Origin of the sequence: Pelatocladus sp. BLCC-F211, assembly GCF_041928655.1 — a bacterium.
Lineage (GTDB): Bacteria > Cyanobacteriota > Cyanobacteriia > Cyanobacteriales > Nostocaceae > Pelatocladus.
In genome coordinates, this window is sequence record NZ_JBHFLM010000242.1 from 1 (window position 1) to 13,675 (window position 13,675).

Genomic DNA, 13,675 nt, shown 5'->3' on the forward strand with positions numbered 1-13,675 from the left:
CACCTCCTACTCCAGTTGAATCGACTGGAGTCAACACAACTCCAGAACCACAACAAACACCTCCTACTCCAGTTGAATCGACTGGAGTCAACACAACTCCAGAACCACAACAAACACCTCCTACTCCAGTTGAATCAACTGGAGTCAACACAACTCCAGAACCACAACAAACACCTCCTACTCCAGTTGAATCGACTGGAGTAACACCAGGACCTCCAACAAATCAGTAGACTAAAGGTGGTTTCATACAAGCACCAGAAAAATTTAATAGGGTAAAGGGATGGTTCTTTCCTTCTCCCTTTACCCCTTTAGCTTTTCCCGACTTCTGCAATAAGTCTATTTTGGATTTCAGACTTTTTCTTGAATCCAAAATCTAAATTCGCACACTCAGCTTTTATCTGTTTTCCCTTCTTCTTCTCTTTTTTCTTGTACTAAAGTATCTTCTAGGGATTCGTCGAACCAAGGTGTAGTCAGAATATCTGATTCTTTCAAAGGAAGGGAATTCAACAATGAGTTATCGTTCGGTAAAGTATATGTGTTTTCATCACTAATTAAAGTGTTGAGTGCTTGTATTGGTTCTGATGCAGATTGGTAACGCTGTTGAAAGTCTTCCTGCACCATTTTAGAAATAATTTCAGCCAAAGCAGGACTAACATTTGCTTTGTGCATCCATTGCAAGTCACCGTCAACATCTTTTTGCAGCTCGTGAGGAGGTATACCAGTTAGCCCTTTAATCGCAATCATGCCAATTGCATAAATGTCACTATTATATTGCGGACGCCCAAAACATTGCTCAGTGGGTGCATAACCCTTAGTACCAATGCCAATTGTAAAAGCAGTTTGTTCTTGACTACCCAAAATTTGTGTGGTTACTTCTTTAACAGCACCAAAGTCAATAAGTATCAGCTTGTTATCTGATTCTCGGCGGATAATATTGCTGGGTTTGATATCTCGGTGAATTACACCATTTTGATGGACAAATATCAATATTTGCAATAATTCTCGCAAAATCTCGATCACTTCGGCTTCTGCAAGTTGTTTACCTGGTGGCATTTCTTGACTTAGAGCATGACCATCAATGTATTCTTGAACTAAATAAAATTCTTCTTCTTGTTCAAAATAAGCTAAAAGTTGGGGTATTTGGTTGTATGTTCCCAATTTTTGCAATGTTTGAGCTTCTGCATTAAATAGTCGTCTAGCAACTGCCAATTGTTCGGGTTTATGAGTAGCTGGTTTTAGTTGCTTGACAACACATAAAGGATGACCTGGAAGTTGGATATCTTGAGCTATGTAGGTTTCACTGAATCCTCCTGCACCAAGTACTTTGACAATTTTATAACGTCCACTCAAAATTTTTCCTGATAACGCTATGTCCAGTTCTTGGAGTAGGTCTTGCAAATCATCTTGTTGGCTGATAATTTCTTGGACAACGGGAGAAGATTTGTATTTATTAAAAATAACTAATAATTGATGTTTTCGGAAAATTTCCTTCGCTGCTTCCGTTGCCAAATAGGATAATCCAATCGCAGCGATCGCAATCATCGGAATGGCAGCAGGGACAATTAACTGACTATAGATAAATAATACATAACTAATTCCCCCCCAACTAATAGCCAAAATTGCACTATAGATAAATTTCCTGACTACGCGCTTTGTTTTACCAATAACTACTGCACATATGCCCACTAAACTAAATACAAATAAACCACGTAAAGGTGATGTTTTTATTGCTTGGGCAATGCTTTTTCCTTCCATCAAAGTTGCGATCGCATTGGCATGAATTTCCACTCCTGACATGGGTTCTGGATATAACCAGCTAGAAGCGGCAGGTACTAAGTAATAATCTTTTGAGGCTTGGGATGTGACTCCAATCAGGACTATTTTGTCTTTGAATACCTTTCCTTGTTGTAAATAAGTGTTCCAATTTTCCGGATCGAGTACGTGCCAAAATGGATAAGTCTCAAATGTACCGGCACTGCCATAAAAATATATGCGATCACCTTTTGGTCGGGGATAATTAATTTGGGCTGCCCTTAAAACTGCTTCGCCAAAAGAGGGAATTTTATCGGTAGTAACAAAACCTGCTTGCGCCTCTAATAACTTGGGAAACTCGCTAGCTAAACGGTGTACTTTATCATCTACCTCTTTGGGAAAATTCACTGACCCAATTGACACCGAACCTTTACGAAACATCTGGTGAGGTTGGGTTAGTTGCCAAAAAACGCCTTGATGAGTTTCTGTATTTTCGTAAATTGCAGCTAAGGATACTTTGCTTCCATAACGCTGCAAAACAGCCTGCAATTTGCGATCGTTTTGATTATTACTTGGTAAATCAAATAACAAATCTACCGCTACATGACGCGCTCCTGCTTGCACTAGCTTTTCGATGACTTGGGCATATGCTACACGTCGATAGGGAAAAACTTGCAGTGGCTCTAAGTAAGCATAGGTTTGCGGATCTGTTTTGTAATATTGTCCTGGCACTGATATCGATTGTTCGTCAATTGCCAAAATTACAATGTCTTGCGTTGGAACTACGGAGCCTCGGAGAATAAAAAAAACAGAATATGCTTGATTCTCTAGTAATTCTACCCAGCCGAGACTATAAGCACTCAGCAGTGCTGCTCCAAATACCCAACTACCAGCAAGTAAATTACCTAAACGCCCCATCAGCTTTGTCTGACGTACTGATGTTGTTAAAGTTGCTTTTGTTGATTTACTTGAGGTTTGATTGGCAGCTGAGACATCTTTTTTAGTTAATGTATATATAGGTTCTTCTGCCATATCCTCTTGCTCATTGATTTACTGTGATTTTATTTATTTACACACTCTTTTAGAACAATAAACTTAAAATCTGGCTTAAATGAAAATCTTATACATTTGTAAACTAACCTTTATTTCTTACCAAAGTTCCATTAGTAGTGAATACGAAAATATTTGACATATTAGCTAGACAATACCCGAATTTTGACTTAACTTAGCCTTTTAGAGTTATTTTTCCAACAAGACATGGGTCGCAAAGAAATATTACTGCTATAGAGTAAGCGGCTATTCCTTCTAAAGGATACACTTCCACAGAAGTTGATCCCCAACAGACTATATTAGCTGTGTCTAAGAGTGAAATCATTGCTCTAGCCGAAGAAGTATTCTCAGTTTAAAGCCTTTACTGAAAAGTTATCTCGTATTGTGTGCAGTCCTTGCTCTGTCCGAAGAAATATTCTCGACCTCACCTTACACTCAGCCTAGATTACACCATTTTAGGAGTAAACTTAATTGATATACAGTCGTTATAAGCTGTTACTTAAGTCAATTTTATTGGTAGATTTTGGCTATAGGGTGCAATTAACAGCGCCAAGTGTGAAAAATGTTAAGCACTCGGTTAACGTTAATAACTATGTTTTCAGCAATTTTATACTTTAAGAGGGGTTAAATATAACTTATATATGACATTATAATTTATAGATAATAGCAAATTTGTGATTTTATAATTGCTATAATCTATTGTTCAATCTAAATTCTACTTTATCTATCTTTTAGGTGTAACTTTATTATGGGTTCCTCTATGAATCGTCTATCTATTTTTGTAGACGGAAATAATATGTTCTATGCTCAACAAAAAAATGGCTGGTTTTTTGATCCGCGGCGAGTCTTAGAATACTTCAGACATGAGCAGCCAGACACAACCTTAATAAATGCATTCTGGTACACTGGCTTAAAAGATCAACAAGATCAGCGAGGTTTCAGAGATGCTCTAATTAGTTTAGGATATACAGTAAGAACTAAAGTTCTCAAGGAATATTATGATGATTCTTCTGGTCGTTATTCACAAAAAGCTAATTTAGATATAGAAATAGTTGTCGATATGTTTAACACTGTAGACCAATATGACCGAGTAGTTTTATTTAGTGGAGATGGAGATTTTGAAAGAGCAATTGAATTATTACGTTCTAAAAATACTCATATTACAGTTGTATCAACAGAGGGAATGATAGCCAGAGAATTACGTAATGCTACGGACAGATATATAGATTTAAATGATATTCGTGACCAAATCGAAAAAGTTGATGCATTGTAAGTTTGACATCTATTTACAAATTATAAAAGCAAAAAAATTAAGTTTTAAGGTATTTTAAGCCACAAGTAAATTCTAAACAACTAGCAGACAATGAAAAATCAACCAGAAAAAATTATTATTTTTGACACTACTCTTAGAGATGGCGAACAATGTCCTGGTGCAACTTTAAATATTGATGAAAAGCTCACTATTGCCAAGCAATTAGCACGTCTAGGTGTGGATGTAATTGAGGCTGGTTTTGCCTTTGCAAGTCCTGGAGATTTTGAAGCAGTCAATAAAATAGCTCAAATTGTGGGGACAGAAAATGGGCCTGTAATTTGTAGTTTGGCAAGAGCAAAACACGAAGATATTAAAGCAGCTGCTCAAGCCATTCAACCAGCTGCAAAAAACAGAATTCATACTTTTATAGCTACTTCTGATATTCACCTCAAATACAAGCTGAAAAAAACCAGACAAGAGGTATTAGCGATCGCAGAAGAAATGGTTGCTTATGCGAAAAGCTTTACTGATGATATAGAATTTTCTCCTGAAGATGCAGGACGTTCCGATCCAGAATTTCTCTACGAAGTTTTAGAAAGAGCGATCGCAGCTGGTGCAACAACTGTTAATATCCCCGATACCGTTGGTTACACAACTCCAACAGAATTTGGAGGATTAATCAAAGGAATTAAAGAAAACGTTCCCAATATTGATCAAGCAATTATTTCTGTTCACGGACATAATGATTTAGGTTTAGCTGTAGCCAACTTCTTAGAAGCAGTAAAAAATGGCGCTAGACAGTTAGAATGTACCATTAATGGTATTGGAGAAAGAGCCGGAAATGCAGCACTAGAAGAATTGGTAATGGCGTTACATGTACGGCGACAATATTTTAATTCCTTCTTAGGACGTCCAGCAGAATCTGAAGAATCACTCACAAGTATCGACACCAAGCAGATTTATAGAACCTCGCGTATGGTTTCTAATTTAACAGGAATGCTGGTGCAGCCAAACAAAGCAATTGTTGGTGCAAATGCTTTCGCTCACGAGTCAGGAATTCACCAAGATGGTGTGCTGAAAAACAAGCTCACCTATGAAATTATGGACGCCCAATTAATTGGTTTGACAGAAAATCAAATTGTCTTGGGTAAACATTCTGGTAGAAATGCTTTCCGCACACGTCTGCGAGAATTAGGTTATGAAGCAACAGAAACAGAATTAAACAAAGCATTCGTCAGATTCAAAGAAGTAGCAGATAAAAAGAAAGAAATTACAGATTGGGATTTGGAAGCTATTGTTAATGATGAAATCCAACAAGCTCCAGACCTGTTTAAGTTAGAGTTAGTGCAAGTTTCCTGTGGTAGCAACGCTAAACCCACAGCGACAGTCACCCTACGTAACCCAGAAGGTGAAGAATTAATCGATGCTGCGATTGGTACAGGCCCTGTGGATGCGGTCTATAAAGCTATTAACCGTGTTGTTAATGTACCTAACCAATTAATAGAATTTTCTGTGCAATCAGTCACTGCTGGAATAGACGCCATAGGAGAAGTAACTATTCGTCTGCGATATGAAGATAGAGTTTTCTCTGGTCATGCCGCAAATACCGATATTATTGTGGCATCGGCGCAGGCGTATGTTAATGCCTTAAATAGACTATATGCTTGGCTGCAAAATCAACCCAAGCAAGAAGAAGTCACTGCTTAAATATACTGAGTTTGTAGTAAGGACTTTAGTCCTCAAATATTTAAGCACTTAAGCACGCTTGGTGCTTACCACAAACCTATCAAAATGTGTGCAATGAGCCACTACTTATAGTGAATTACAACAAAAGAATCTATGCAGAAGAGATTCGCCATTATTAATGGTGATGATTTTGGTTTTTCTAGTGGCGTTAATCAAGCAATTATCAAGGCTCACGAACAAGGTATACTAACTAGTACCAGCCTGATGGTAACTGCTGATGCTGCCAAGGAAGCTCTTTCCTTAGCACGCACACATCCTAACTTGTCAGTTGGTTTGCATCTAGTGTTGGTATGTGGACGATCCGCCTTACCACCAGAGCAAATCCCCCATTTGGTTGACGAACAAGGCAATTTTTCCAACAGTTCATTAATGGCTGGGTTGCGTTATCAATTTGTCAGAGAAACTCGCGAGGAACTGCGAGAAGAAATCCGTTCCCAACTGGAAAAATTCCGCTCTACTGGTTTACCTCTTTCCCATGTGGATGGACATTTACATATGCATATGCATCCAGTGATCCTCCGTATTCTAGTTGAACTGGCAGCAGAGTTTGACATCAAAGCCATTCGTTTGCCATCTGAAGAACTGGGACTGAATCTCAGGCTAGAATCTAGTAATTTGCTGACTAAGCTAGTTTGGTCAGGAGTATTTGGTAGACTGCGCCGCTACGGTGAAAATTTGTTGAAGTCTCAAGGTATTAACTTCACAGAACGAGTTTACGGATTGCTGCAAACTGGTTGTGTTACAGAGAAATACTTGCTTAACTTAATACCTCAAATTCGATCAGATGTAGTAGAAATTTATTGTCATCCAGCGATCGCAATTAATGGCGAACCTCTGAATGGCCCACCAACATCAGGGGAAGCAGAACTGACTGCTCTCTTAAGTAGCCAAGTACGTGAAGTGCTTGCTAGTAATGGCTTTGAACTTACCAACTATTCCTTACTGCCCAAAGAGCAACATGGTTAAGTTAGGGTGAAAAATAGAAATCAGCGTAGGTTGGGGTGAAAATTATGGCTTTAGATAATGGTCAAATCCCACAGCAAGCAGATGTCGGCAAAGTGTTACTTATTGGAGTTACTGGTGGTACAGGCACAAATGTAGTTAAGGGATTTCTTGAACAGGGAATCAGAAATTTGCGTGCTATCACTAGAAAAATTGATCTCAACCGCTCCTCGTTATTAAAAATGAGCAATGCAGGAGTTGAGCTTGTAGAGGCGAATTTAGATGACGAGGACTCGCTTTCACCAGCCTTTGCAGATATTTCAGCTGTTTACTGCCATGCTACCACTGCTGATGCTGCTAAACCTGACCCGCGAGAAGTAGAAAGAGCAAAACGAGTTGCTCAAGCTGCCAAACAAGCTGAGATTAAACATTTGGTATATAATTCCGCAGGAGGAGCAGACAGGAAATCCGGAATTAGTCACATAGAGCAAAAGTATAAAGTAGAACAGGTTTTTAAAGAGGCAGGCTTACCGACAACGATGTTACGAGCCTGCTTATTTATGGAGGAGTTTTGGAAGCAGTACACACGACCGTCTATCCTCAAGGGAGTCTTTCCTTTTTCCATTCAACCTGACAAACCCATACATTTAATTACAACTAAGGATATGGGTCGAATCGCCGCTTATGTGATCAAAAATTCTTCTCAGTACATAGGTAAAGAGATAGAACTGGCTGGTGATGTGTTGACTCCTAAACAGATGGCGGCAGAATTCTCCAAAGTGCAGAGAATGACTGTTGTTCATAAGGAAGTTGCACCGTGGATTTTTTTACTTCTCTTCCGCAAAGACCTGTTTAATTTAATACAATGGTATCGACACAAAGGTTATCAAGCTAATGTTCAGCACTTGCGAGCAGAGTTTCCCGGACTTTTAACCACATTTAGCGAATTCTTAGAAGAAACAAACTGGGCAGATCCACAACTTACTTACGAAAATTTGTAAGTATCTAAACTATTGACACATTTTAATAAATGTGCATTCCCACACTAGGCGCGGCTGGGCATAACAAAGTAAGGATTTACGAGTTTGTTCTAATAGTTTGATCATCTGGGGTTGATGCCACTGGAGCCAGTAAGATTGTTGGAGATAATTAACTAGCCACAGTTGAGCTTCTGTATCTAGAGCTTTATCAATATTTCTACCTAAATCTAAGGCTTGGCGATAGTTCTGTGGTTTTTTGCTGGCAGCTTCAAGTAGTTCTGAAGGAATAGCTTGTAGTTGTTGATAAGCAGCGATCGCTTCCCCAGGGCTACCACCAGCAATACTCAAAACCGCAGGATGTTGGAGAATTTCTTGATGACCCGTGCGTGTTAATATCTCAGCCATTGTCGCTTTATCTAAGCGATAAAAGGGAATACGCTGGCAGCGTGACACCAATGTTGGTAAGATTGACTCTGGCGAAGGAGCAATTAAAATCAGTGTTGCCCGTCCTGGTTCTTCTAAAGTTTTAAGTAGGGCGTTAGCGGCTGCTTCTGCCATTGTTTCCGCCTGTTCCACCACGACTACATGTCTTGGTGCTTCCAAAGGTGGGCGAGAGAGAAATTCAGTAATCTCACGAATTTGTTCTAAACGAATTACTGGTGGTGCTTTGCGCTTGAGTCCTTTTTCTGCTGCTTCTGCGGCTGTCAAACGTTTTCCTTGATACTGGTAGGTTGGCTGTACCCATAACACATCAGGATGATTTGCTTTTTGCAATTTAGTACGAATGACACCAGTATTCTCGGATTGGGAATAAGTAAATAAAAACTCCATAAAGCAGCGTGCGGCTAAACTCCGTCCCACACCATCCGGCCCAGCAAATAAATAAGCCGGGGCAACTCGGTTGTTGATTACAGCTTGCGTCAGTAATTCTACGGCTTGTGGTTGTCCAATGAGTGAAGAAAAAGCCATCCGATTTTGGATTTTGGATTTTAGATTTTAGATTTTGGAGCCACTGCGGAATATTTGGTTCGAGATGGAACACGACTTAAAGGAATTACTCTGCGGGGATGCCGTGGTTAGCCCTCAGCAAGCACCTCACCGCTCAATACGCTCCAATTCTTCACGAACTACTCTACGTAGAGTTTCCTCTAAAGGTTCGCGGCTTTGTTGAATATGCTGACGCAAAACCTCGTTAATCATCGTTTGATAATTTCCTCCACCTGCACTATGAGCTTGTTCACGAAACCATGCTAAAACCTCGTCATCTAACCGAATCGTGATGCGAGTTTTTCCTGGTGGTATTGGGTCGATCGCCCCTCGTTTACCCTGACTGAAATTGTATTCAGCTTCCATAATCATCCCTCCTCATACTGCTGCCGTTCTTGCCGAGTTGCTTTGCGGGCAGAGATGATCCGGATCTCATCGTCCCGCATCGTGTAGACAACCACCAAAACTCGTCCAAATGCATCGATACCGATCGTGACAAATCTTTCCTCATCGAACCGTTCGTCTGGAATAGTAATTGCCAGATCGTCGGAGAAGACGGATACTGCATCGGCAAAATCAATACTGTGTTTACGGAGATTGGCTGCTGCCTTGTCCTGATTCCATTGGTAAACCATCTCAATTATAGTATGCACATCTGTACATATTACCAGGAGCAAGCTCTGTCACCCCTGTTTGCTGGAGATTATAAGTATTAAAAAATACCCTGACCGGGCGTTAGCAAATTGTCAGGATCGTAACGTCGCTTTGCACTGACTAGCTTGCCCCAAACCGGACGAAAATGCTGCTGCCAATCGTCTTGGGAGAAGGGAATAGTACTTACGGAATATTTGTAACCACCCAAGTCACGGTTTTGCTCAAATAGTCTGCGATTATCAGATACCATCCGTGTAACTACAGCATCTTCTGGTGGTGCTGCTGTTCGCAAAATAGAAAATAGAAACACGATTTCTTCTGTGGGAACCCGGAACAAGGGTAGGTGAAAACAGTTTGTTTTAACTGGATATAGCAGAATTGGCCCTTGTCCTGTATCAGCTAGTGTTAAGGTGGAAACGACTTCACCAACAAAGCTTTCAACTACACTACCAGGCACAAACAAATTTAACCAAGGATGAGGATAAGACCAAACACCAATTGATTTAAGGAAAGCAACCGTGTCAGCTAAACGATTAAGAAAATCAAAGTAAGATTTATCCTCTATCTTTTCTGTACCACGAATGTAGTTTAAGCCTGCAAGCAGTACATTGTTATTGGGTGTAGCAGGGGAATTATAAAAGCTAGCTGCTTCTAGCATGTAGCGCCATCCACCATTGTCATTGGCTACAACTTGACCTTCTACATAGTTGAACCTTTGATCACTGATAAGTAAACGTTGGTCACGAGTAAAGGTAGCTAAATCGTCGTAAAACAAAAGAAACACACGGGTATTAGTAGCGGCGGCGATAAGTTTAATTGTTGCCTGCACGATGATTCCACATTGACCCAACCCACCCAGCACTGCTTCAAACAAGTCGCGATTTTGAAATTTAGAACAGGTTTCAAGTTTGCCTTCACCAGTTACTACCTGAACTTCCAAGACATTATCAATCTGTACACCATAACGATGAGTTGCGCCGCCAATACCTCCCACTGATAAAGTACCGCCAATGGAAAGTTCGATGTAATCAGTCAGAACAGGTGGTGTCAGCGAATGCGGTAACGTTTGTTGTAGTAATTGACTCCACACCACCCCAGGATCAACAATAGCTCGGTCTGCACCGATAGAGTGAATTTGATTAAGCGTACTCATATTAATGACTACGCCTGCTTCTACTTGTGACTGACCGTAGGTGGAGTGACCTTGACCGCGTGCAGCAATCTTAATTTTGTAAGTGCGAACAAATTGGATGATGCGAATAATATCAGATATTGAACCTGGTTCTAGTACGGCAATTGGTTGACGATGCACAATATGACCAAAGTCATCACTTACAGCAGCAAGTTTTGTATTATCGGTATAAAGTACTCCATCTAGAGGTGGCAAACTTTCAAACCTAGATGCGGCACTGGCGGATGTCACCCAACTACGATTACATAAATCAAACCCGATAACAATTGCACTGCCAATCAAACTTTGTAAAACTGCACGACGTGAAGTATTATTTTTCATTGTCATCCATGCTGTATGGTTGTCATGGGTGTGACTCCCCAGGCGTGTCATGGATTTAAATATACAGTTATTTCCCCAACAACTGCGATGAAGTACTGTTAAGGTATGGTGTGCGATCGCTTGTATACCAAGATTAGCTCGATTGCGATTTTCTGAAGCGATCGCTCTGGGCGATTTTTGTAACTCCTCATACATTAAAAAGAAGAGTCTGTTTGCATAGGTAGATTTGATCATGAAACGACGTTGGAAGTCATTATTCTTGGCTGCTACTTGGGTAATGCTAGCTATTGGAACATCTATTTTCATTATCCTGACACAACCTCTGGCACCAACTTCTGCTAAAGAGCCTAATGTTGTGATTGAAACTCTCAAACCCGCACCGACACCAGAAGCAAGCAATGATAAAAAGCCAGATTCAACAGTAGCAGAACCCGCACCCAGTCCAGAAGCAATTGCCCGTCGGCAAAAATTGATCGAAGCAGACAAGCTGTATTTAGCAGGAGACTACACAGCTGCACAGAAAATATATCGCGAGGTGAAAAAACCATTTGCGGATATATCTAACGCACCCCAAATTAAACCAGCGATCGCTGATGTTAACCAATTATCCCCAGGAGGTAAAGTCTATTGGCGAGAAACCCAAGCTGGGATTGCAAGTAAGCTGTCAACGAGAATTTTTGTTCCACTAGAACTTTTAGTCAAGCAGAATCCAGAATTTATTCCTGGTCATATTACATATGCAGAACAACTGCAAAATTCTGGTGAGAAGAAAAAAGCGCTGGAGATTTTAGAACGGGCTGCTACACTTTATCCAAATCAAGCAGATTTGATTAAAGCTAAAGTCACAACCCTCGCAAGTAACAAAAAATGGATGGAAGCGTCTTTAGCAGCACGACAATTTGCAATTCTCAATCCTAATGACTCCCAAGCGGCTGAATTTAATCAACTAGCAGAAGAAAATCTCAAACGTTATAAATCTCATATTCGCTCAGAGATCAGGGGTAACACGATCGCCAATATTATCACTGGTGCTTTAGGATATGCCCTGACTGGTAGCCTTGTCGGGCCATTTTCCGCTTTAAACTCCACTGTATTATTGCTACAGGGTGAAAAGTCTGTGGGTGAGTCGGTAGCAAAACAAGCAAAAAAACAACTACCTTTAGTTAAAGATCCACAACTTGTGGCATATGTCAATTCTATCGGACAAAAATTAGCAAAAGTCGGCGGACGTGATGAGTTTAAGTACGAATTTTTTGTGATTCCCGAAGAATCTCTAAATGCTTTTGCATTACCTGGAGGGAAAATTTTCGTTCATGCTGGTGCGATCGGCAAAACTAACTCCGAAGCCGAATTAGCTGGATTACTTGGTCATGAATTATCTCACGTCCTGCTTTCTCACGGTTTCCAACTAGTGACTCAAGGTAACTTAATTGGTAACTTAACTCAATATCTTCCCTTTGGTGGGATTGTCGGTCAATTATTTGCACTCACCTACAGTCGTGACATGGAACGTCAAGCAGATACGCTGGGTACACGTCTGATTGTTAGTAATGGTTACGCGGCTGATGGTGTATATAACTTGATGCTTACACTCAAAGAAGAACAAAAAGATTCTCCTCCTAGTTGGTTATCATCTCACCCAGGTAGCAAAGAGCGAGTAGCATATCTAGAAAAATTGATTACAGACAACAACTACAATCGTTATGCTTACGAAGGTGTAGCCCAACACCTCGAAATGCAAGCCAAAGCCAAACAAATTCTCAAAGAAGAAAAAGAACGTAAACACAGGGAAGAAAAAAAGACACGCGATCGCTGAATCAAAACTAAAATTTTTTCGTCATTGAATATAACAACTCCCAAATTTTGATATCAGTGTAAATGTATGTTTATGCCTTCACGAGTGTTTAAATTACTTCTATCCAGTGGTTTAGGTTTAACTGTATTTGTCGGTAATGCGATCGCCTCAGCACAAGTTGGTGATGTAGTAGTCCCAACACGACCAGCTAACGGCACTTCAACTACAACTAGTTCTTCAAACACCACAACTACATACAGTACAAATGCCCGGTTTAGCTGTCAAAACTATAACGGACAGTATACAGTGATGTACCAACCTGAAAGTCAAGCAGGGCAATTTTTTGCTTGGGCAACTCCGCAAAGATTAGGCGGTGGTTGGGATGAATACAAACGCTGCGCTACCATCGCTGAACGTTTGGAAAGTTACCGTCCAGATGGCTTAACAGAACTCCGCACCTCCACCCAGAATGGATACAATGTTCTGTGTGTAACTAGCGAATCTAACCCAGCTTGCCGAATTGTTTTGACAGTACCCCCCGGATACGATGCCTATAATGTACGCAACAGTGTATTTCAAAACTTGATTTCTGCTGACAATGGGCAACAAACCATAGCTGTCAATACTTATACCAGCCGTAATAATGGTGGTAGCGAAGTCGAACAAATATATAACCAGGCTAGAACTATTTTCGGTGGTGGTAATAATAACACCAATAACAACCGTATATCTAAGGAACCAGTCAACTTGAAACCTTTCTTAGATCAAAAAGATGGTGGTACTGGTAGCCAACTCAAAAAAGGCGTAGCAATTAGAACTCAAACCCAAACCCAAACCAGAACTCAATCTGGTACTCGTCTCAATCCCAGAAATTTCAAATAAGGGATCGGGGAAAGGGGATGGGGGAAAGGGGACAAGGGAGTGTGGGGAGTGTGGGAAGTGTGGGAAGTGTGGGGAGAATAACAATGCCCAATGCCCGATCCCCGATGCCCAATACCCGATCC

The 13,675-nt window shown here is 40.5% G+C and carries 11 protein-coding genes and 1 pseudogene; 7 read left to right on the forward strand and 5 right to left on the reverse strand.

Translation table 11 applies throughout. The features are described from left to right. Positions 1-230, forward strand: a pseudogene (locus tag ACE1AT_RS28625) (hypothetical protein); the annotation flags it as partial. Between the two features lie 157 nt (positions 231-387). On the opposite strand, the gene ACE1AT_RS28630 reads toward ACE1AT_RS28625, so the two are convergent. Beyond that, a complete protein-coding gene (locus tag ACE1AT_RS28630) occupies positions 388-2,784 on the reverse strand; it encodes a CHASE2 domain-containing protein (protein ID WP_374874537.1) in 2,397 nt (798 codons plus the stop codon). A gap of 766 nt (positions 2,785-3,550) precedes the next feature. Between ACE1AT_RS28630 and ACE1AT_RS28635 the strand changes: the two genes are divergently transcribed. The 4 genes from ACE1AT_RS28635 (at position 3,551) to ACE1AT_RS28650 (ending at position 7,743) form a co-directional block, all read left to right on the forward strand. After that, a complete protein-coding gene (locus ACE1AT_RS28635) occupies positions 3,551-4,075 on the forward strand; it encodes an NYN domain-containing protein (RefSeq protein ID WP_009454098.1) in 525 nt (174 codons plus the stop codon). A gap of 90 nt (positions 4,076-4,165) precedes the next feature. Then, positions 4,166-5,761, forward strand: coding sequence for a 2-isopropylmalate synthase (locus ACE1AT_RS28640; protein WP_374874538.1), 1,596 nt, complete (start codon positions 4,166-4,168; stop codon positions 5,759-5,761). A 132-nt stretch (positions 5,762-5,893) separates the two neighbouring features. Next, entirely contained in the window at positions 5,894-6,766 is an 873-nt protein-coding gene (hpnK, locus tag ACE1AT_RS28645; RefSeq protein ID WP_374874539.1) for a hopanoid biosynthesis-associated protein HpnK, read from the forward strand. 44 nt (positions 6,767-6,810) lie between these two features. Continuing rightward, positions 6,811-7,743, forward strand: coding sequence for an NmrA family NAD(P)-binding protein (locus ACE1AT_RS28650; RefSeq protein ID WP_374874540.1), 933 nt, complete (start codon positions 6,811-6,813; stop codon positions 7,741-7,743). Between the two features lie 9 nt (positions 7,744-7,752). Here the strand turns inward: ACE1AT_RS28650 and holB are convergent, their stop codons facing one another. The 4 genes from holB to ACE1AT_RS28670 form a co-directional block, all read right to left on the reverse strand. Beyond that, complete coding sequence (gene holB / locus ACE1AT_RS28655; RefSeq protein WP_374874541.1) at positions 7,753-8,691, reverse strand: DNA polymerase III subunit delta'; 939 nt, start codon at positions 8,689-8,691, stop codon at positions 7,753-7,755. 126 nt (positions 8,692-8,817) lie between these two features. After that, the gene (locus tag ACE1AT_RS28660) at positions 8,818-9,075 is read right to left on the reverse strand and encodes a BrnA antitoxin family protein (RefSeq protein WP_374874542.1); all 258 of its coding nucleotides are present in this window, start codon (positions 9,073-9,075) and stop codon (positions 8,818-8,820) included. A gap of 2 nt (positions 9,076-9,077) precedes the next feature. Then, entirely contained in the window at positions 9,078-9,386 is a 309-nt protein-coding gene (locus ACE1AT_RS28665) for a BrnT family toxin (RefSeq protein WP_374874543.1), read from the reverse strand. 35 nt (positions 9,387-9,421) lie between these two features. Further along, positions 9,422-11,182: an FAD-binding protein gene (locus ACE1AT_RS28670; protein WP_374874544.1), complete on the reverse strand. Its 1,761-nt coding sequence runs from the start codon at positions 11,180-11,182 to the stop codon at positions 9,422-9,424. Between ACE1AT_RS28670 and ACE1AT_RS28675 the strand changes: the two genes are divergently transcribed. Both ACE1AT_RS28675 and ACE1AT_RS28680 read left to right on the forward strand, forming a co-directional pair. Continuing rightward, positions 11,109-12,692 carry a M48 family metalloprotease gene (locus ACE1AT_RS28675; RefSeq protein ID WP_374874545.1) on the forward strand — a complete coding sequence of 528 codons (1,584 nt, stop codon included), beginning with the start codon at positions 11,109-11,111 and terminating at the stop codon, positions 12,690-12,692. The genes ACE1AT_RS28670 and ACE1AT_RS28675 overlap by 74 nt on opposite strands. 72 nt (positions 12,693-12,764) lie before the next feature. Continuing rightward, the gene (locus tag ACE1AT_RS28680) at positions 12,765-13,553 is read left to right on the forward strand and encodes a COP23 domain-containing protein (RefSeq protein ID WP_374874597.1); all 789 of its coding nucleotides are present in this window, start codon (positions 12,765-12,767) and stop codon (positions 13,551-13,553) included. Positions 13,554-13,675 lie beyond the last annotated feature (122 nt).